This window comes from Flavihumibacter stibioxidans (assembly GCF_014332695.1).
GTDB classification, from domain to species: Bacteria; Bacteroidota; Bacteroidia; order Chitinophagales; family Chitinophagaceae; genus Flavihumibacter; species Flavihumibacter stibioxidans.
The window spans coordinates 121,128-142,722 of sequence record NZ_MBUA01000012.1; the positions used below are offsets into that span (position 1 = coordinate 121,128).

Annotated in this window: 17 protein-coding genes; 7 read left to right on the forward strand and 10 right to left on the reverse strand. The window is 50.0% G+C overall.

Translation table 11 applies throughout. The features are described from left to right. Positions 1-12 precede the first annotated feature (12 nt). The 5 genes from BC349_RS07650 to BC349_RS07670 all read right to left on the reverse strand — a co-directional run bounded on the left by BC349_RS07650 (position 13) and on the right by BC349_RS07670 (position 7,445). Positions 13-2,988 carry a SusC/RagA family TonB-linked outer membrane protein gene (locus tag BC349_RS07650; RefSeq protein ID WP_187256169.1) on the reverse strand — a complete coding sequence of 992 codons (2,976 nt, stop codon included), beginning with the start codon at positions 2,986-2,988 and terminating at the stop codon, positions 13-15. A 271-nt stretch (positions 2,989-3,259) separates the two neighbouring features. Then, complete coding sequence (locus BC349_RS07655) at positions 3,260-3,754, reverse strand: HyaD/HybD family hydrogenase maturation endopeptidase (protein WP_187256170.1); 495 nt, start codon at positions 3,752-3,754, stop codon at positions 3,260-3,262. Positions 3,755-3,758: 4 nt separating this feature from the next. Beyond that, a complete protein-coding gene (gene cybH, locus BC349_RS07660; protein ID WP_187256171.1) occupies positions 3,759-4,553 on the reverse strand; it encodes a Ni/Fe-hydrogenase, b-type cytochrome subunit in 795 nt (264 codons plus the stop codon). 21 nt (positions 4,554-4,574) lie between these two features. After that, a complete protein-coding gene (locus BC349_RS07665; RefSeq protein ID WP_187256172.1) occupies positions 4,575-6,299 on the reverse strand; it encodes a nickel-dependent hydrogenase large subunit in 1,725 nt (574 codons plus the stop codon). Between the two features lie 18 nt (positions 6,300-6,317). After that, positions 6,318-7,445 (reverse strand): hydrogenase small subunit, encoded by a 1,128-nt coding sequence (locus BC349_RS07670; protein ID WP_187256173.1) that lies wholly within the window; start codon positions 7,443-7,445, stop codon positions 6,318-6,320. Positions 7,446-7,585: 140 nt separating this feature from the next. On the opposite strand from BC349_RS07670, the gene BC349_RS07675 reads away from it, so the two are divergent. The 7 genes from BC349_RS07675 to hypE are packed head-to-tail and all read left to right on the forward strand — an operon-like array spanning position 7,586 to position 13,668. Beyond that, a complete protein-coding gene (locus BC349_RS07675) occupies positions 7,586-7,801 on the forward strand; it encodes a hypothetical protein (RefSeq protein ID WP_222840116.1) in 216 nt (71 codons plus the stop codon). A 1-nt stretch (position 7,802) separates the two neighbouring features. Next, positions 7,803-8,144, forward strand: a complete 342-nt coding sequence (gene hypA, locus BC349_RS07680) for a hydrogenase maturation nickel metallochaperone HypA (RefSeq protein ID WP_187256174.1) — start codon at positions 7,803-7,805, stop codon at positions 8,142-8,144. 18 nt (positions 8,145-8,162) lie between these two features. Next, positions 8,163-8,909 (forward strand): hydrogenase nickel incorporation protein HypB, encoded by a 747-nt coding sequence (hypB, locus tag BC349_RS07685; protein ID WP_187256175.1) that lies wholly within the window; start codon positions 8,163-8,165, stop codon positions 8,907-8,909. A gap of 26 nt (positions 8,910-8,935) precedes the next feature. Next, on the forward strand, positions 8,936-11,254 hold the full coding sequence (gene hypF, locus BC349_RS07690; RefSeq protein ID WP_187256176.1) for a carbamoyltransferase HypF: 2,319 nt from the start codon (positions 8,936-8,938) through the stop codon (positions 11,252-11,254). Continuing rightward, positions 11,227-11,505: a HypC/HybG/HupF family hydrogenase formation chaperone gene (locus BC349_RS07695; RefSeq protein WP_187256177.1), complete on the forward strand. Its 279-nt coding sequence runs from the start codon at positions 11,227-11,229 to the stop codon at positions 11,503-11,505. Before hypF ends, BC349_RS07695 begins: the two co-directional genes overlap by 28 nt. 10 nt (positions 11,506-11,515) lie before the next feature. Continuing rightward, positions 11,516-12,619, forward strand: a complete 1,104-nt coding sequence (hypD, locus tag BC349_RS07700; RefSeq protein ID WP_187256178.1) for a hydrogenase formation protein HypD — start codon at positions 11,516-11,518, stop codon at positions 12,617-12,619. Between the two features lie 11 nt (positions 12,620-12,630). Then, entirely contained in the window at positions 12,631-13,668 is a 1,038-nt protein-coding gene (hypE, locus tag BC349_RS07705) for a hydrogenase expression/formation protein HypE (RefSeq protein ID WP_187256179.1), read from the forward strand. Positions 13,669-13,701: 33 nt separating this feature from the next. Here the strand turns inward: hypE and BC349_RS07710 are convergent, their stop codons facing one another. The 5 genes from BC349_RS07710 to BC349_RS07730 all read right to left on the reverse strand — a co-directional run bounded on the left by BC349_RS07710 (position 13,702) and on the right by BC349_RS07730 (position 21,503). Beyond that, on the reverse strand, positions 13,702-14,115 hold the full coding sequence (locus BC349_RS07710; RefSeq protein WP_187256180.1) for a DUF6691 family protein: 414 nt from the start codon (positions 14,113-14,115) through the stop codon (positions 13,702-13,704). A 10-nt stretch (positions 14,116-14,125) separates the two neighbouring features. Continuing rightward, positions 14,126-14,728, reverse strand: coding sequence for a YeeE/YedE family protein (locus BC349_RS07715; protein ID WP_222840117.1), 603 nt, complete (start codon positions 14,726-14,728; stop codon positions 14,126-14,128). A 194-nt stretch (positions 14,729-14,922) separates the two neighbouring features. Then, on the reverse strand, positions 14,923-16,227 hold the full coding sequence (locus tag BC349_RS07720) for a RagB/SusD family nutrient uptake outer membrane protein (RefSeq protein WP_187256181.1): 1,305 nt from the start codon (positions 16,225-16,227) through the stop codon (positions 14,923-14,925). A gap of 12 nt (positions 16,228-16,239) precedes the next feature. Then, positions 16,240-19,170 carry a SusC/RagA family TonB-linked outer membrane protein gene (locus BC349_RS07725; protein ID WP_187256182.1) on the reverse strand — a complete coding sequence of 977 codons (2,931 nt, stop codon included), beginning with the start codon at positions 19,168-19,170 and terminating at the stop codon, positions 16,240-16,242. Between the two features lie 89 nt (positions 19,171-19,259). Beyond that, a complete protein-coding gene (locus tag BC349_RS07730; protein WP_187256183.1) occupies positions 19,260-21,503 on the reverse strand; it encodes a RelA/SpoT family protein in 2,244 nt (747 codons plus the stop codon). Between the last annotated feature and the right edge of the window lie 92 nt (positions 21,504-21,595).

A 21,595-nucleotide genomic window follows, 5' to 3' on the forward strand; every position in this document is an offset into this window, starting at 1 on the left:
TTGAAAGGTGAATTAGAGACCAATATTCAGGTGAAAGAAATAGCGTTTTGCCAGCGGGAACGGCGCCAGGTCAACACCACCGGTGAGGGCACCGCCGGCGTTACCGGTATTGAAGTTGGACACTTCTGGATCGTACCCGTAATAATCGGTGATGGTGAGCAGGTTCTGTGCCGACAAACCGATACGTACATTCTGAACAAAACTCTTGAACGCGCCTTTCAGGAAAGCTGAAGGAACATTATAATACAAACCGGCTTCGCGCAGGCGAATATAACTTGCATCAAAAACAAAATTATATATCTCGGATCCCTGGCGTTCAACCCCCACCGGTTCACCTGATTTGCCCACGGTGCTCCAGTCTTCCGTAGTACCGCCTTCGTCTTTCAGCAGGCGGGTGAGGGAGGCATTGTATCCACCCTGGCTGGTATGCCACAGCATGTTGAATTCAAAGTTTTTGGCGAAACGCAGGTTGTTGTTCCAGCTCATCTGAAAATCAGGCTGGTAATCTTTGTAGTTGATCGTGTTTCCATTCTCATCCACACCCCACCATGCAGTTGGGGAGGTACCCAGCTGGATGCGCTTCCGTCCATAGGTTCCGAATCCGGAATTGGCCACATAGGAAGGTGGAATGTTCAGCCGGGTAACTTCAGACTTGTTTGTCCAGTACTGAACGGATGTTGTCCATTCCAACTGACTCCTTTTGATCACCTGTGCATTCAGTCCGATCTCGATTCCTTTGTTCATGATATCACCCACCGGGAAGAGCTTAATTGAACTCACACCACTACCGGGAGAAAGCGTGTAGGGGAAAAGGAAATTCTTCACTTTCTTATTGTAGTAAGTAGCTTCCAGGCTGATCCTGTTATTGAGGAAGCCAAGGTCAAGCCCGAATTCAATTTCCTGGGCACGCTCGGGATCAAGTGCTCCAAGGCCCAACAGGGTTGGAGTCACAGAACCCAGTTCCCCGCCATAATTCACACCCAGCAGGTTGGAGTAAACCGCATCAAATGAGGGAAAACCGGATGCTTCACCAAAAGCAAAACGGGGTTTCACCTGGTTGATCACATCAGATTTCCAGAAACCGAAATTGGCAATATTCACTGCAACAGCAGCACGGGGATAATAGTAATATTTGTCATAATTCAAACCAGACAGTGTAGACTTATCTGCACGCAGACCTACCCGGCCAATCACTTTATCATCCCAGTTCAATTCCTGGCTGGCATCGAATGCTACCACGGAACTCCTGTTGATGATATTTCCGGTAGTAATACGCTGTGCTATGCTCGGATTGGTTTGTGCAGGAAGCAATCCTTCACCCTGGATATAAGACTGATCGGTCCGCTGGTCATCCCTCAGGAAAACCAGACCTGTGGTAAGATCCAGGTTATTGCCAATATTGGTATTGAAATTAAGTCCGGCCTGCATATAAGTGTACCTCGACTTATTGGTGGTCTGGCGGATGGCGCCCTTGAGTGCAGATTCTTCCATCAGCTGGAGGTCTTCAGGCATATACACCGTAGGCTCTGAAACGAGGTAGTCAACTCCCCCGCGCAGGGACATTTTCAGGGTTGATTTTTCACCCTTAAACAGGTAGGCATTTATTTCACCTGAATTCAGAAAACGGTTGGTCTTTTCAATATTCGAAGCACGGTCAATGATTTCCATGGGGTTCTGCGAACGACCCGGAATAGTCGGATAGGTACCATCGGCGCGACGGCTGATGTCAATGAAATTCGGAATGTATGGAATCGCATAAGTCAGCGACACACCCCTGTTGTCATTTCCGGTGAAACCACGGCTGGCCCAGGAGTTGATGAAATTACTGCTCACTTTAAAGTCGATGTAATCATTCAGCTTGTGATCGAGGTTCATACGGAATGATTTACGGGTATAACCGGTCTTTTTCTGAATACCGGTTTCATTCTGGTAGGATCCGGCAATGTAGTATTTGGTACGGTCATTACCACCCGAAAGGTTCAGGCTGGTGTTATTGATCTTACCTGTATTTCCCCAGATCATTTTTTCATAATCCCAGGTCTTGCCATCAGCTGCATCTAAAAGTTCCAGGGCTTCCTCTTCAGGAATATTGTAAGCCCCGCCATAGGTAGCAATTTTCTCAGGCGTCCAGTCAGAAGAACCCAGGAATTTGCTGGCCTTTGTAAAACCAAAATCCTGGTTCACATTGATCCTCGTTTTACCCGACTTACCTCGTTTTGTCGTGATCACAATCACCCCCGCACCTGCACGGGATCCGTAAATGGCCGAGGCAGAAGGTCCTTTCAGCACTTCAATGCTTTCGATATCGGCAGGGTTCAGGTCGGCGATCCTGTTGGGTGCCTGGTCCTGCGAACCCGCATCCAGGCCGGTAGCCCCTGTAAATGCGCGGGTACCCGTACCTGTGGCAAACTGGTCATTGTTCACAATCACACCATCCACCACAAACAAAGGCTGGGATGATCCGGCAACAGTGGATACACCCCTTAAGCGTATACTCACGCCACCGCCCGGTGCACCTGAGTTGGCTGATATCTGGGCTCCGGGAACCTTACCGCTAATGGCGCCATCGAGTGTAGGCGGACGGGTTGATCCGGTCAGTTCTTTTGCACTGATACGCGCCACAGAGTTGGCTGCATTTGATTTTTTAATGGATGTTGCCAGGCCGGTTACCACCACTTCATTCAGGTTGGTATCATCTTCTTTTAATACAATAACATTGTCACCGGCCCTGGGTGATAATGTCTGGGCCAGGAAACCCACATAAGAAACTTCAAGCCTTGTGGTATTGGCCGGCATGTTGATGCTGAAATTTCCGTTGGCATCTGTTTGCGCGGAAATCTTGGTGCCCCTGACTATAACCGTAGCACCAGGCAGCGGAGCACCTGTGGCGTCTGTAACCCGGCCCTTTACAGTTTGCTGGGCAGCAGCCAGTACGGGTATTGCCAATCCAATCAGGATCGGCAGAAATCTCCCCATGATTTTTCTCATGAAATTCAATTTTGATTTTAGAACTAAAAGCTTAACTAAACATTCAGTTAATGTGTTAACAAGCGGATTTGACCGCAATTTTAGTTCTAACGTTGCTGACGTTGCATGCCACTCATCACGAAAAAAAGGCCTTGATAAGTTGTAAACTCAGACACGATAAGTTGTCGGATAATCATGATAAGAAGAGGATGCATCATGATAAGACACAGGCGGGGCGCCTGTTCCGGAAGATGCTAAGCGGCACTGCCGCTGAATGAAGACAGGATAAAATTCAGGCGATAACAGGAACTGCATTATTATCCACCAGTATCCGGTGAATATGCTGCCGGATCAAATCCAGCAATGCAGGAATTTTTCGTTTAATGATCGGCGTTAGCTCAACACCCTGCTCCTGGATGGATGGTATGCTGATTACATAGAGCTGTATATCGGGTGCTGAACCCAAAAGCTGTAAAGCCCCGACCAGGTCTTTTAACCCGATATCGTGGGTACTCATGGCCCTGGGAAAATCCGCGGCAAATCTGGGCTTAATAAGCCTGATAGTTCCCGGTGGTTTATTATCCAGCGTGGCATCAATCATGATGATGGTGGAATATGACTGCAGGTATTCCAGTAAGTGAAATCCTCCTGTACCACCATCCAGCACATCCACGCCTGGCGGAAGTGTTTCCATGGATAATGCTTCGGCGATATGAACGCCTACGCCTTCATCGGCCATCAGGTAATTGCCGATTCCCAATACAAGTATGCTATGCGCAGCTTTCATATTTTCACTTTGTTCCCGGTTTTAAAGCAGATTCAGGAACTGACTTGAATCCGGTTCCGCCTGCAGTCTGCGGCGACTTCTTTTTTTTGGCTGCAGCTTCCCGCTTCATTTCCTGGAACACTTCTTCTTCTATAAACTTCCAGCCGCCGCCCATGCTGCTGATTTCACCCCGGCCTTCCACATAATCGTGGTAGAAAACCAGGTACACATGCACCACGGTAAATAATATGAACAGCCACATCACCGCATGGTGGATCTGTCTCAGCAAGGCATCACCACCAGTCAGATAGGGCACCCATGCGAACATTTTCGCCAGCCAGAAATCACTGGTGGCGGCATAGAGACCAAATCCTGTCAGTATCTGTAACAGAAACAGGATGAACACCAGGAAATAACTGATCCCGGCCACGGCATTATGTCCCACGCTCAGGTGTTCTTTGCCTTTCATCATCAGGATATCCATCTTCAATACCTGCCAGATTTCACGGAAGAACTTTTTGTTGGTAGGAATAAAATTCTTCCAGGACGCATATTTATTACCCACAAAACCCCAGTAGATCCGGAAGATAAAATTGAAGAGAAAGATATAGGCCGCAATGAAATGGATCAGTTTCATCCAGCCCATCAGGAATTGGGCGGATGCTTCCCTGGAAGACAGGATGGCCAGGGGATCGCCGATGTAAAAGCCGGTTACGATCAAAACCAAAATACACAAGGCATTCAGCCAATGGTAAATTCTTACCGGCTGTTCCCAGACATATACTCTGCGAAGTTTATGGACACTGTCAGGATGTATCATAACCGTTGATTTGAGAATGAATCAATCGCCCAGAATACTGATTCTGTTGATATGTTTTCCGTTTTCATCATACAGGTGTACGGCACAGGCAAGGCAGGGATCAAAGGAGTGAATGGTGCGCAGGATTTCAACCGGCTGGTTGATATCAGCCACAGGCGTATCGATCAAAGCCGCTTCATAAGCCGACAGTTTACCATTCCCATCCCGCGGGGAGGCGTTCCAGGTGGTGGGCACCACCAGCTGGTAATTGGCAATCTTTCCGTCATCGATATTGATCCAGTGCGCCAGGGCTCCCCTGGGTGCTTCCGAATGCCCTACTCCCACTGCCTTTGAAGGCCAGGTGGAAGGATCAAATTTACTGGTGTCTGCCATCCGGGTATCACCCGACTTAATGCTGTTGATGAGTTTATCATAAAACTCCATTGCCCACTGGCCAACCAGGATGGTTTCCAATCCCCTCGCCGCGGTACGTCCCAATGTGGAAAACAGGGCAGTAACAGGGATATCCAGGTCCTTCAGGGTTTTATTCACCACTTCCTGGTAATCCTGCCGGCCCCTAGCATATCCAACCAGCACCCTTGCCAGCGGACCTACTTCCATAGCATGACCATTCCAACGGGGTGTTTTCAGGTAACTGTATTTCTGGGTGGTATCCAGGTAGTCAAAAGGAGGCTTGGGTCCTGAATATTTCACCTTGCTTTCCCCTTTCCAGGGATGCAGGCCAACCTTATCGCCATCCTTGTATTCATACCAGCTGTGTGAAATAAATTCCTGGATCTCATCGTCCTTGCGAAGATCCACCTCGTGTACCTTGCTGATGTCCTTATCCAGTATCACACCAGACGGAAACTTGTAGGACTTTTCATCTTTGTAACCGTTCTCGCCCAGGTCGCCATAGACCATGAAATTTCCAAGCCCGCCGCCAATGCTACCCCAGTCCTTATAGAAAGATGCAATAGCCATCAGGTCCGGAATATAAACCTGCTCCACAAATACCTTCGCCTGGTCGAGCAGTTGTTTCACATGCGCCAGTCTTTCTGCATTTATGCCACTTACATCGTCCACCGAAATAGAACAGGCCATTCCACCCACCAGGTAGTTGGGGTGCGGGTTTTTACCGCCAAAGATGGCATGCACTTTCACGATCTCCTTCTGCCATTCAAGCGCTTCCAGGTAGTGAGCCAAACCGATCAGGTTCACTTCTGCCGGCAGCTTGTAGGCCGGGTGACCCCAGTAGCCATTGGCGAAAATGCCCAGCTGGCCGCTTTCCACGAATTTGCCGATCCTTTTCTGCAGGTCGCTGAAATAACCGGGCGAACTCTTGGGCCATGGTGATATGCTCTGTGCCAGCTCGGATGTTTTTTTCGGATCTGCTTTCAGCGCATTCACCACATCCACCCAGTCCATCGCATGCAGGTGATAAAAATGTACCACATGGTCATGCAGGTACTGGGTGCAGAACATGATATTACGCACCCATTCTGCGTTGGGCGGAATATTAATTCCCAGCGCGTCTTCCACACATCTTACTGATGTGAGGGAATGCACGGAGGTACAAACCCCGCAAACCCTGCCTACAAAGGCCCATGCATCGCGCGGATCCCTTCCCCTTAAAATTTCTTCCAGCAACCGCACCATCGTGCCGCTGCTGTAGGCTTCCGTGATCCTGCCGTTTTCTATTTCGGCTTCTACCCTTAGATGTCCTTCTATCCGGGTAACCGGATCAACGACAATTCGCTTACTCATAACAGTGATATTATTGCGTTAGGTATTCTCCAGATCCTGCTCACTCTTCCGGCCTTCTTTTTCCAGGTCGGTAATCATTTTATGTTTCCTGATATTGGTCATGATGGCATGGGCGCCAATGGCACCTGCCGTTACGCCCAGGGCTATCTTACCCACCGTATCGGCTGTTGATTCAATACCGAATCCGGGGAAGGCCGAAGCACGTTCATAGATCCTGCCATTATCCCAGAAATTGGCTTCACTGCAGCCAAAGCAACCATGTCCGCTCTGGATGGGGAAACTGGTTCCGTTGTTCCACTTGGTTACACCGCAGGCATTATAGGTAGAAGGTCCCTTGCACCCAACTTTATACAGGCAGTAGCCTTTTTTCGCATTCTCATCATCAAAACTTTCCACATACAGTCCGGCATCATAATATGGACGGCGGTAACAGGTATCGTGAACGCGTTTGCTGTAAAATGCCTTGGGCCGGCCCATTCCGTCGAGTTCGGGAATCTTGCCAAATGTGACCACATGCACAATTACGCCGGCCATCACCTCGCCAATCGGCGGGCAACCCGGAACTTTGATCACGGGCTTTCCATGTACGAGTTTATGTATCGGGGTGGCTGAAGTAGGATTAGGTTTGGCAGCCTGTACACAACCATTGCTGGCACAACTGCCCCAGGCGATAATTGCTTTTGCTCCCTCGGCCGCTTCTTCCAGAATCTGGAGGGATGTCTTGCCGCCGATCATGCAGTACACGCCGTCTGCATCGGTCGGAACGCTGCCTTCCACACAGAGAATATATTCTCCCTTGTATTTGGTCATGGTATTCTTCATGGCCTCCTCCGCCTGGAAACCGGAAGCAGCCATCAGGGTCTCCGTATAATCCAGGGAGATCTGGTCGAGAAGGATGTCCGCAACCATGGGATGCGATGAACGGATAAAGCTCTCACTGCAACAGGTGCATTCCTGGAAATGTAACCAGATGACGGGCAGCCTGGTCTTTTGTTGCATGGCCTTGGCAATCTGGGCTATACCTGCCTGTGACAGGCCCATATAGGCGGCCAGCATGGTACAGAACTGCATGAATTCGCGGCGCGAATAACCTTTTCGCCTTACCTCATCATAATAAGTTGGGGCTTCTTTAATTGGAGTAGGCATGAGCAATTCAATTAGGAGAAATGAATACCCAATTTTACCCCTAAAAATTTTACAGGAATATGACAAATTTCAATAATAGGATTGATACTCGTCATCCTCCGGAGATGGAACTGTTGATAATTTGAATCAAAATAAACAGCATGAAAAAAATTACCGGCATCCTGGCGGCTGTTGCTGCAATCCTGGCATCGCCCCTGTTCCTGGCAGCGCATGAGGGTCATGGTCATACCCATGGGTTTACCATCAAGCATTATTTTACAGAACCAGTTCACCTGGGAGTGGCATTATTGCTAATTGTCCTGGTTGCCCTGGTTGCCCTGAATCCCGCCCGGAAAAAACAATCTGACAAAGCCTGATATGCACGAGTTATCCATAGTGATGAGCATCATTGACATTGCTGAAACCCATGCCAGAAATGCCAGCAGCAGTGCCATAGAGGAAGTGGAACTCGATATCGGCGAACTGAGCGGCGTTGAAATGGCAAGTTTTGATTTTGCCTGGCAGCAGGCAACAAAACAAACCTTACTTGAGGGCGCACGCAGGCAGGTCAACCGTATTCCGGGGAAGGCTGTATGCCTCGACTGTTCCGCCAGTTTTCCGATCCGGCAGTTATACGACCCCTGCCCCGTTTGCGGCAACCACCTGCTGGATATAGTTTCCGGAAAGGAATTAAGGGTCAGGTCATTGATAGTTGTTTAATCATAAATACAAAATAATATGTGCGCCACCTGCGGTTGCGGTACTGCTGATCACGATCACCATCATTCACACGATCATTTCGGTGAACACAGTTCCGGCGGAGTAAAAATAGATGTGGAACAGGATATCCTGTACCAGAACAACCTGCTCGCCCAGCGGAACAGGGGTTATTTTGAAGCCAAAAACATCCTGGCCATCAACCTCGTCAGTTCGCCCGGTTCCGGCAAAACCACCCTGCTGGAAAAAACCCTGCTCGACCTGAAAGACAGCATGAAATCCTGCGTTATTGAAGGGGATCAGCAAACTTCGCATGATGCTGACCGTATTCATGCCACCGGAACCAAAGTGGTCCAGATCAATACCGGAAAAGGATGTCACCTGGATGCACACATGGTTTTACACGCCGTGCAGGGAATGAAACCGGAGAACGAATCCGTACTGTTTATCGAGAACGTCGGCAACCTGGTTTGCCCTGCCATGTTTGACCTTGGCGAAAGCGAAAGAGTGGTGGTGATGAGCGTTACGGAAGGGGAAGACAAACCTGTCAAATACCCCGACATGTTTCACAGCTCAACACTTTGCATCATCAATAAAACCGACCTGCTCCCCTATGTTCCCTTTAACCTGGAAAAGGCGAAGGAATATGCGCGGCAGGTAAACCCGAAACTCGAGATCATTGAAGTCAGTTGCACCACCGGCGAGGGACTGGATAAATGGTACCAGTGGCTGGAATCAAAAACCCTTGCCGGGTCAGCAATTACCTGACCCAGGCAATAACCCATTCATGGCTAATGCCCAATTATCAGCTACATATCAAAGGACTGGTACAGGGAGTCGGATTCCGGCCACATGTGCTCAAAACAGCCAGGCATTATGGCGTTACTGGTTGGGTTCAGAACAGTGGTGATGGCGTCAAAATCGAAGTAAACTGTGATAAAGAAAAGGCTGCCGCGTTTTATGATGAGGTCATCAAAAATTCACCTGCAGGTTCCATCGTCAGCAGTTACCGGATGAAACAGGTGAGTGAACGCGTGTACGATGGTTTCACCATCATGCACAGCACGGCGCATGATACCATTGACCTCCTGCTGCCGCCCGACCGGGCCATTTGTCCTTCCTGCAGACAGGAATTATCGGATCCTTCGAACAGGCGTTACCGTTACCCCTTCATCACCTGCCTGTCATGCGGTCCGCGATACACCATTATTTCCGGACTCCCTTATGACCGCAAACTCACTTCCATGGCCGATATGGAAACCTGCCCCGCCTGCCGGCTGGAATATTCCGACCCCAATGATCACAGGTGTCACAGCCAGACACAGTCCTGCCCCGACTGCCCCATCACCCTGCAGGTAACGGACTTATCCGGGTTTCCCGAAACTACCGGCAATGAACAGGTTTTGAAAATCATAGAACAATACCTGTCGGCCGGAAAAATTGTTGCATTAAAAGGCATCGGCGGTTACCTGCTGTTGTGCGATGCCACTTCAGAAACAGCCATCGCCACCCTGCGTGCCAGAAAAAAACGTCCGGCCAAACCTTTTGCAGTCCTATACCCTTCCTTAGCAATGGCTGAACAGGATGCCGAAATCGGTGAACATGAAAAAACGGCACTGGAATCTGCCGTGGCGCCGGTAGTGATATGCCGGCTAAAGGAAACTCCGCAAACAGGTATAGCCGTTGAAAGCATTGCACCCGGACTTTCAGGGATCGGAGTCCTCCTGCCCTATTCCCCTTTACTGCTGCTGGTTTCACAGGACTTCCACAAGCCCCTGGTTGCCACCAGCGCCAATCTCAGCGGTTCTCCCATAATCTATGAAGATGAAATCGCCTTCAGGGAACTGAGGGATATTGCCGATATAACGGTAAGCTATAACCGAAATATACTGGTGCCTGCAGACGACAGCGTGGTGCAGTTCGCTTCCGGCGGGCAACCGATCTGGCTGAGGCGGGCAAGAGGCCTGGCGCCGGGATATTTCCCCTCGCCTTTCCGGATGGACGGATGCCAGCTGGCAATGGGCGCCGAACTGAAAAGTTCATTTGCCCTGGCCCTCCGGAACAACCTGTACATCAGCCAGTACCTGGGCGACCAGCAATCCTGGGCGAGCCAGTTGGGTTACCGCCATACACTGAATCATTTGCTGAAGATAATGGGTGCCACACCAGACAGGATACTGCTGGACCGGCATCCCCATTACCAGGTGGCGGCACTGGGCAGGGAACTTGCCGACGAATATGATACGCCGGTGCAGGAAGTGCAGCACCACCTGGCGCATTTTTCTGCCCTGCTCGCCGAGTACGGAATATTTTCACCGCCGGAACCCATACTGGGTATTATCTGGGATGGCAATGGTTATGGTGATGACGGCCAGGTATGGGGCGGGGAGGCTTTCCTGCTGGAACAGGACGGCTTCAGCCGCGTAGCACACCTGGATTATTTTCCGCAATTACTGGGTGATAAGATGAACCGCGAACCAAGGTTATCGGCGGCATCTTTGTTACGCAAACATCCTGATCAACCGGCCCTGCTGAAAAACATGTTCAGTGAACAGGAACGGAATTATTATGAAAAATTACTAAGGCAGGAACCGGACCTGCTAAGTTCCAGTATGGGCAGGCTGCTGGATGGCATCAGCGCATTACTGGGCATCACTTTCATCAACCGGTATGAAGGGGAAGCGGCCATGAAACTGGAGGCGAAAGCCCTCCGTCACAAAGGACAGGAAATACCGACCTATCCGATCAGGATAAACGGGAGGCTGCTGGAGTGGCAGCCAATGCTTTCCGCCATTATCAGGGACCGGCAGAAGGGTGTACCTTCAGAACAGATTGCCGCAGGTGTATTTGAAAGCCTTGCCATGCTGGTACTGGAACTCGCCATCCGTTATGATGTAAAAACAATTGCCTTCAGTGGCGGTGTATTTCAGAACGCTTTTCTTGTCAGCCGGTTGAAAGCAGGATTGCATGGCCGTTTCAGGCTGCTGTTCCACCAGCGGCTAAGCCCGAATGATGAATGTATAGGGTTTGGACAACTGGCCTATACCTGCATTACGAATCATGAAACCATTAAAACAGATCTACCATGTGCCTTGCCATTCCAGGAAAAATAGTGTCCATTACCGGGCAGTTGGATGAAACCTTCCGACAGGGTAAAGTATCGTTCGGGGGCATCATGAAGGATGTCAACCTCTGTATGGTTCCCGATGCATCTGTGGGCGATTATGTGCTGGTGCACGTAGGCGTAGCCATCGGCACGGTAGATGAGGAAGAAGCCAACCAAACATTTGAGTACCTCCGGCAGATCGGCGACCTGGATGAGTTACAGGCAGAAGGCGGCACCCAACAGGAAACCAAAATATAAACCAGGCAATATGAAATACCTGAGCGAATACCGCGACCCCGAACTGGTGCAGGAATACCTGGGCAAATTACAGGAGCTAACCACCAGGCCCTGGACGCTGATGGAAATCTGCGGCGGACAAACCCATAGCCTGGTAAAAAACGGGTTGCTGAATATGTTGCCGGACAAGATTACCATGGTACATGGCCCGGGTTGCCCGGTCTGTGTGACCAGCCTGGGTGTAATTGATGAGGCCATCTGGCTGGCCCACCAGCCCAATACCATCCTCTGTTCATTTGGTGACATGCTTCGGGTACCCGGATCAAAAGAAAGCCTGCTGGAAGCAAAAGCGGCTGGCGCCGATGTACGTATTCTCTACTCGCCCCTGGAAGCCGTGCAACTGGCCGTTGCCAATCCCGACAAAGAAGTAGTGTTCTTTGCCGTAGGCTTTGAAACAACTGCTCCGGCCAATGCATTAAGCGTAGTACACGCGCACAAGTCCGGCGTAAAAAATTATTCCATCCTGGCCTCCCATGTGCTGGTGCCACCGGCGATGGAGGCGCTGCTGTCTGACCCTGAAAACAAAATTGACGGATTCCTGGCTGCGGGACATGTGTGCACCATCATGGGGATGGAAGAATACTACCCGATTGCGGAAAAATACAGGACCCCGATAGTAATCACCGGCTTCGAACCGGTGGATCTGCTGCAGGGGATACTCATGACCGTTATACAACTGGAACAGGGCGAATTCAAGGTGGAGAACCAGTATTCACGTTATGTGCAGCGAGAAGGCAACCGGATGGCACAGGCCACCATGCAGGAAGTATTTACGATCAGCGACCGCGCCTGGAGAGGCATTGGCAATATACCTGCCAGCGGATATGAGGTGAATGACCAGTACCGGAACTATAATGCACGGCTGAAATTCAACCTGCACCTGCCGGCTGTGGCAGAAAATGAAAACTGTATCAGTGGCGAGATCATGCGGGGATTGAAAAAACCATTTCAATGTCCGAATTTCGGAACAGCCTGCAAACCGGAACATCCGCTGGGAGCCCCGATGGTGAGCAGCGAAGGCGCCTGCGCCGCCTATTATCATTATTCCTCCAACCTGGCAGCACCACTGCCATAAATGCCCCGCAAATGCAATTATCCTGTCCCTTACCGAAATTTGATTTTGATGTCATCACCCTCGGGCACGGAAGCGGTGGCCTGCTGACCCACCGGCTGCTGCAGAAAGGCGTGTTCGATATCCTGGGCAATGAATTCCTTGGCCAGCAGCATGATGGCGCCAGTTTCCATATGGATGGCAAACTTGCTTTCAGCACCGATAGTTTTGTGGTACACCCGATCTTTTTCCCCGGCGGATCCATTGGAGACCTGGCCATCAACGGAACAGTCAATGACCTGGCCATGTGCGGTGCGCAACCCCAATATCTCTCCCTTTCATTTATCCTGGAAGAAGGATTGAAAACAGACGAGTTCTCGCAGATTCTGGCCGACATCAAAACAGCGGCTGATAAAGCCGGCGTCAAAATTGTAACCGGCGACACCAAGGTGGTTGAAAAAGGAAAGGGAGATAAACTGTTCATCAATACTTCAGGCATTGGCACAGTACACCCTGGGGCGGCCATCCACCACCAGCATATCCGGCCAGGCGACCGCGTTATTATTTCCGGGAATATTGCCACCCACGGCATGGCCATCATGAGTGTGCGGGAAGGACTTGAATTTGAAACCAGCATCATTTCAGATACGGTTGCACTTAACCATACGGTTTATACACTGGTTAACCGTTTCGGGAAGGGAATTAAGTTCCTGCGTGATCCGACACGTGGAGGTGTTGCCTCTGTCCTGAATGAAGTGGCAGAATTGACTGAACTGGGTGTTGACCTGGTTCAATCCAGGGTGCCTGTGGAAGAACAGGTGGAAGCAGCCTGTGAAATGCTGGGACTGGATCCGCTGTATGTTGCCAATGAAGGAATTTTCCTGGCGATCGTTTCGGAAGATATAGCCGCCCCCTTCCTGCAGGCACTGAAGGAAGATGAACTGGGAGTTAATGCAGCGGAGATCGGCGTTGTTTCGGTTAACCATCCCCGTAAAGTAATCATGGAGAGCAGGATTGGCGGCAGCCGTGTGGTCAGTTACCTGACCGGCGAACAGCTGCCGCGGATCTGCTGAATGCCTGCTTTCCCTGAAACAGGCTACTTGTATTTAATGCGGAAGTTTACTTCGCAGTAAGCCATAGACAAAAGTACCGGTCATGGCAGCCAGCATGTACACCACAAACACGGAATAGCCGGCTCCCATCAGGATAAACATGGGGGCGGGACAGGCTCCTGCAAGGGCCCAGCCGGTGCCGAACATGGCGCCGCCAATCAGGTAGCGGGGGATACTTTTGTTCTTGTCTTTTATCACGATAGGCTGGCCTTCCACATTGTGAACCTGCCTGCGCTTGATGATCTGAACAATGATGATTCCTGAAATGACGGCAGAGCCAATGACACCATACATGTGGAAGCTCTGGAAGCGGAACATTTCAAATATGCGGTACCAGCTCACTGCCTCACTCTTATACAGAATGAATCCGAGCAGCATTCCAATCAAAATATATCTTGACATTCTCATAAAATAAGTTTTAAAGGGTCCAGGGGAATAATAAAGGGATGATGGCGTAGTTCACAAAAAGTCCGCCGATAAAAAAACCCATAACCGCAATCAGCGAAGGCACCTGGAGGGCAGACAATCCGCTGATGGCATGTCCGGATGTACAGCCGCCTGCATAACGGGCACCAAATCCAACCAGGAACCCGCCACCTGCAATCATGAGCCAGCCGCGCCAGTTCAGCAGGGCTTCCCAGGAAATAAAATCAGGCACCATCGGCACTTCGCCCTGCTTTACATTGATGCCAATTTCATTCAGGCTGGCAACGGTGGCATCACTTACATGGGCAATATTGCCCTCGCTGCCCAGGAAATAATGCGACACCATATATCCGCCGATGACGGCGCCAAGGGCAACCATCAGGTTCCAGCCTCCGTTTTTCCAGTCGATTTTAAAAAACTCGTTCAGTTCGTCTGCACCATCCGCGGCACACATCAGTCTCAGGTTTTCTGAAATACCGAACTCATGCCCAAAGTAAAGCAGGATGAACATGACCAATGCCAGCAGCGGGCCGGCGACATACCATGGCCATGGCTGCGACAGGAAGGTGATAAATGCTTCGATTGATTCTTTCATATAATGTTCATTAAAATAAAAATGAGATAAATATAAACTTCCGGCCTGAAAATTAGAACAGATCAGCAAGGAAGAGTCTGATAAAAATCAGTTCCTTCAATGAAATTGGTTAAGTGCCGGAGGTCACAAAAAATAACCGGGACTGTTTCAATTGAACAGTCCCGGTTTCCTATCAGATCAGTTGCGTATAAGAATCATTCTGTCAGCGGCAGCGGAAACATCTCCCAAACATCATCCTCCGCCCTGTCCTTCGGCAATTGCGCAAGCCTGTTATACCTGCGCATATCAACCCAGCGATGGCCTTCAAAAAACAGGGAATAACGCCTGTTGTACAATACTTCATCGATTAAAGCAGTTGAAGTGAGCGGGCCGGAATAAGGCGTTAAATTATGCGCGTTACGGATGGTGTTGATCGCTTCAACGGCATCATTGAAGCCTGCTGCTCCCTGCCGGATCTTCGCTTCAGCATATAACAGGATCAACTCCTCGTTGCGGATGAGCGGCACCGGTGCCGTGGCACTCGTATAAACCCATACATCCCGGTTACTGGTCAGGTCACTGGAACTTACAGGGGAATTACGGAGCGTGGCTTTACCGATCCGGTCATCTCCCGGCTGCAGGTCGGTGGCATAGGATGGATGGGCCACCCGCACTTCACCTGCTTCATTCTGCCTGACAAATGCCGGATTAAGTATGTCGCCGGAAGCCGTTGAAAAAACATGGTATATGCCCAGGCCCAGGTCAGCATCCATATCCATAAATGAATTATCCAGTGAAGTCAGCACCCCGGCCCAATCTTCGTCGTATGCAGCGACCCGTGCATATATGGCGCGGTTGAATGCTACCAGTGAAGCATTGTCGTTAAAACCGGTAAAGCCTGAAGTAAGTGAAAACGCCACCGAAGCTCCGCCCAGTTCCGTTTGGCCTTCATCCAGCAGGGATTTGATGGCTGCAAGAGATGGCTTGTACGCCAGTACCGGGCCCAGGTTATCCGGATCGGCCACCTCCACCCTGATTCCGTTGCTATGGGTAAGGTTCAGGTTCAGCAATAACTGGTAGGCCTTGATGGTTTTGGCGAAACCTGTGTACCCCTTTTTTTCGTCGTCTGTAAGCAACCCTGAATTGGTAGCGGCTTCAATGAGAATATTACAATTCTTCACCACCCGGTAGCGGGAAGCCCATGGATTGGTCAGGTAAAAGGTATTGTTGTCAAGGGTGGCGGTTTTGGCGCCCAGCAGGTCGGATAAATAGCGCGGATCTGCTGCCGTAAACCGGTACATTTCCCGCCCGATCAAACCAACCACATCAAGGTACATGGCCAGGTTATTCCTCATCCCCGATTCAATTCCTGTAACCAGGTTGTTCAATTCCGGTTTGGTTGCGTTTTCCAGGAAATCCTCGATAGTCGGATTATTCAGGTTCCCGATTTCCTTTTTGCAGGAGGGTGATAATACCATCACCGCGAGGCCGGATATAATTGCAAAAATTATCTTTTTCATGATGATGACATTTTAAAAATCAATGGATAGATGGAGACTCGCGCGTTTGGAAGCAGGGAAGGGCATTACTTCCACACCTGTTGAGAATCCTGATCCGAAATTGGATACCTCAGGGTCGTAGCTCTTGTACTTCGTGCTGGTCCAGAAATTATTGGCAGACACGCCGATCCGAAGTCCTTTGATCAGGTTTCCCGGTACTTTGAAATTATAATAGAGGGCGATTTCACGCAGTCTCAGGTAACTGGCATCCTGCACAAAAATAGTGGCAGTGGACCCGAGGGCATCAATCCTGTCTTCAGCATCCGGTTTTCCGTTTTTATTGTCATCCGCATCGTAATCCGGACTGGTTCCACCCAGGTCAGTCAGCAGTTCTGTGAGGTTAATATTATCCCCGCCTTCTTTCCAGTGCAGCAGGAAACGCAGGCTGAGATTCTTAAAGAAAACCAGTTCATTCCAGAAGTTCATCTGGAAATCCGGTTCCTGGTCACCCAGTTTTTTAACGCCCCCCTGGTCTATGCCGACAATCTGTGTGGCGGATGCGCCCTCTTCGATCTTGAAGGTGCCCAGTGAATTTCCGAAAGCACCCAGCACTGTTGGTGGTATATCCAGCCGGGTTACCTTGGACCTGTTCTTCCAGAAATTGACGGTTGAATTCCACCTGATGGTTGATTGTGACAACACCAGGGCATTCAGGCCGATCTCAATTCCCTTGTTGCGAAGGTCGCCGGCATTCACCCATTCGGTGCTGAACCCGGAAGAAGTGGAAATGCTGCGCTGCAACAGGAAATCTTTCACCACTTTCCGGTACATACTGAATTCAAGGCTGAGCCTGTTGTTTAAAATTGTAAAGTCAAACCCTCCTTCCAATTCGGTTTGCCTTTCGGGCTCTATCAGTGAATTCCCCCTTTGCGTACTCACCAATGAACCGGGCAGTCCTTCAATATTGGAAACCAGCAGGGAGGAAAACTTGGATCCGAAAGCGGGGAAGTTTCCGGCCTCCCCATAGGCCACCCGCAGTTTCAGGTTATCAACAAATGTATTTTCGGGCATGCCTAACCGTGTGATATTCCATGACAGGCTGGCTTTCGGATAGGCATAATACTTATCAGGATCACCATTGTTGGTGGATTTATCAATTCGCATTCCCGCATTCACAGTAATGGCATCATAAAGCGTCACTTCCTCCTGCAGGAACAACCCGTCATCCTTGTTTTTATTACGGAACTGGCTGGCCGACAAGGAGCCTGCCTGGTCAACATTTGACTGGCCCGAGATCACCTGGGTGGCAACGTTCAGCAGGTTGTCAAAATCGCGCTTTTCCTGGGTCAGTCCCATGGAGGTGGTGAAAGCCAGGTTGTCCGACAGGTTGTAATTATTCACCAGGGAAAGGATATAATTCGTGTTCAGGTTATTAGCGAAACCCTGTATAGACGTGCCTTTTGCCACCTGCTGAAATTGCAGGGAGCTGGGAAAAAGCGCATTTGTTTTAAGGTTGTAATAATCCACCCCACCCCTTGCGATCAACCGGGTGGTTGTTTTGTCTGTCTTCAGCAGAATTGCATCCAGGTTGATGCCGGTAACGAAACGATTGACCTTTTCATTATTGGTCATCAGGTCGCGGGTTTCGATGGGATTGGAGGCACCGTATGGATTCCTCGGATAGTTACCGTTGGCATCGGGGTGCAGGTCAGTAAAGCCCGGTGTGGAGGAGAGCGCCACGCCGAAGGTAACCCCCGCATTGTCGTTCTGGGTCAGGCCCCTGTCTGCGGAGGAATTGATGTAGTTGGATGAAAAACCGATTTTGATATTGTCGGTAATCCTGTGATCGAGGTTAAGCCTGATACTGTTATTCCGGTAGCCGGTGCGTTGGATGATACCTTCTTCATTCTTTTGTGCAGCCGCGAAATAGAAACTGGTTCTGTCGCTGCCACCTGTCATGCTGAATGCCGAATTACGGGTTAACCCTGTTTCGCCATAGATCTCCTTTTCATAATCATAAATCCTGCCCGCAGCAACGGCAGCTTTGTATTCGTCGAGGTCCCACCCCTGGGGAGAATTGGCCACCCGCTCCTCTGTAAATTCCCGTGCACCCAGTAATTTCCGGGCTTTTACGAAGCCAAGGTCCTGGGAAAAATTAAACCTGGTCTTCCCCTGCTTGCCCCGCTTGGTGGCAATGATCACTACGCCGGCAGCAGCTTTGGAACCATAAATGGCAGCTGCAGAAGCGCCTTTCAGTATTTCTATGCTTTCAATGTCTTCGGGACGCAGATCGGCGATCCGGCTGGAAGGGTTATCCTGGTTGGAGGTATTACCTGCAGCCCCCGCTGCAGTAACCACATTCAGGCCACCTGGTACGGAACTGTTGTCAATAAAAACGCCGTCCACCACATACAATGGCTGGGTATTGCCGAAGATAGAAGTAACCCCTCTTAACCTTACAGAAATACCACCACCCGGAGCACCGGAATTGGAATTGATATAAGCTCCGGGGATTTTTCCATTCAGGGCGGCATCCAGCGTCTGGGCCGGAGCTGTGCCCGCCAGGTCCTTGCTGCTGACGGTTGCAATTGCATTGGCAAGGTTTCGCCTTTTCACGTTGGTCGCAAGCCCCGTAACCACCACTTCATCGAGCCTGCCGATGTCTTCGCTGAGCTGGATGGAAAGAGCAGAAAGGTTGGCAGTTGCCAGGTTCACCACCTGGGTTTTATAACCGATGGATGAAATTTCAAGCTCACCGGTTGCGGCCGGGATATTCAGTGCAAATCGCCCGGTGGCATCCGTGACAGTACCCAGCAATGTGTTTCGGAGTTTTACTGAGGCGCCGGGAACCGGACTGTTTTTGGTGTCGTTCACCGATCCGGTCACCATGACCTGGGCGAACAGGAGGATTGGGCATAATACTGCCAGGAGCATGGGCAGTATATAGCCAGGCATTTTTCTCATAGCAAGCAATTTTGAATGACAAATAGAATCCATCTGTAACGGGAAGTTCCGTTACACCCAATAATTTACGATTTTTCCTAATATATTTCTCAGGAAAGTTCCGCGTCGAAGCGGTCAACCGAATGGATTCCGTTCAGGCTTTTAAGGCGGTGCACCAGTTCATCCAGCTCCTCCTTGTCATGCACGAACACTTTAATGGAGCCCCTGAATATACCCTCGTTGGCCTCAATGGACAGGGCGCTGATATTGATTTTCATTTCGCCTGATATCAGGTTGGTGATCTTGTTCACCACTCCCACATCATCAAGTCCGATGATATTAAGTCCGGTGAGGAAGGAAATCTCCTTGTTCTTGGCCCACTTGGTTTTAACCACCCGGTGCCCGTAATTGGCCAACAGTTTCGACGCATTGGGACAATTGGTCCGATGGATGGTAAGGCCTTTACCGGTGGTTACAAACCCGAATACATCATCGCCCGGAATTGGTTTGCAGCAATTAGCCAGGTTATACATGATCTTGTCGCTGCTCTCCCCGAAAATAATCAGCTCGGCATCTTTTTTCGTGTAGTCGGTAACGTTAGAACCTGATTCAGGCCTGATTTCGTTTATGGGTTTTGGTGGTTTTGGCGCCTCCAGCTTGTCACCCAGCACATGAAAATCTTTCAGTTCTTTCAGGTCAATTCCCTTTGTGGCAATCTGGTAAAAGAAATCAAGGGTGGAAGGCTGTTTATAAAAATCAGCCAGGATCTCAATATTATTGCTGTTATAGCCGGCGCCCATGCTTTCCAGTTTGCGCTGAACTGTATATTTACCATCTTCGGCGATCTTCCGTTTTTCTTCCTTCAGTGCATCCTTGATCTTGGATTTCGCCTTGGTGGTAACCACAAAATTGAGCCAGTCTTCTGATGGCTTTTGTTTGTTGGAAGTGATGATTTCAATCTGGTCGCCGCTCCTGAGTTTGTGACTGAGCGGCACCAGTTTGTGGTTGACCTTCGCACCAATACAATGTGCGCCCACGGCCGAGTGGATGGAAAATGCGAAATCAAGTGAGGTGGATCCTACCGGCAGCATCTTCACGTCGCCTTTGGGAGTGTATACATAAATCTCTTCTGCCAGGAAACTGGTCTTGAAGTCCTGCAGAAAATCTACCGAATCGTTGTCTGCTGTCTGCAACACTTCCCGGATCTGGTGGAACCATTTATCGAAGCGGCTTTCGTCGGCGGCGCCTTCCTTGTATTTCCAGTGGGCTGCCACTCCTTTTTCAGCGATCTCGTTCATCCTTTTGGTACGGATCTGCACTTCCACCCATTTGCCCTGAGGCCCCATCACCGTTGTATGCAATGCTTCATATCCGTTGCTTTTGGGATTGCTCAGCCAGTCGCGCAGGCGTTCCGGCGACGGGGTATATTCATCTGTTACCATGGAATAAACCTTCCAGCAGTCTTCCTTCTCTCTTTCATGCGGTGAGTTCAGTATTACCCTTATGGCGAACAGATCATACACTTCTTCAAAACTGACCCCCTTCTTTTTCATCTTGTTCCAGATGGAATGGATGCTCTTGGGTCGCCCATGTATTTCGAAATTGAAATCTGCTTTCTCCATTTTATCGCGCAGGGGGCGGATAAACTCGTTGATATACCGGGTCCTTTCACGTTTGGTCTCAGCCAGTTTCCTCGCGATCTCCTTATAAGTATCCGGCTCCATGTATTTCATGGCCAGGTCTTCCATTTCCGTTTTGATGTTGTAGAGTCCCATCCGGTGGGCAAGGGGAGAATACACATAAACGGTTTCAGAAGCGATCTTCAGTTGTTTCTCCCTTTTCATGCTTTCCAGGGTCCGCATATTATGCAGGCGGTCGGAAAGTTTGATCAGTATCACGCGGGGATCGTCGGTGAGGGTCAGCAGGATCTTCTTGAAGTTTTCGGCCTGCTGCGAGGCGTTCACATCGATGACATTGGCAATTTTTGTAAGGCCGTCAACTATGCGGGCGATTTCCTGCCCGAACTGTCTTTCAATATCATCCAGGGTGATATCGGTATCTTCTACGGTATCGTGCAGCAGGGAACAGATGGTGGAGCGCACACCGAGACCGATCTCTTCCACACAGATCCTGGCAACGGCCAGGGGGTGAAGGATATAGGGTTCACCGCTTTTCCGGCGCATGGTCTTGTGGGCATCGGCGGCCATTTCAAAAGCGATCCGCACCAATTCCTTGTCGCCCGGCTTCAATTTGGGTTTCAGGGCACGAAGTAATGCGCGGTATTCCCTGAGGATCAGTTTCTTTTCCTGTTCTTCGGTAAGGTTGTATTTCGGTATCGCTGCTACAGTTTCCATTCAAATCTTTGTTCCCGCTCAATATCGGGAATAAGACGAATTTAAAGAAAAGAAGGTTGTTTTCGATATTTCGTGAAAAGGCATACATTTGC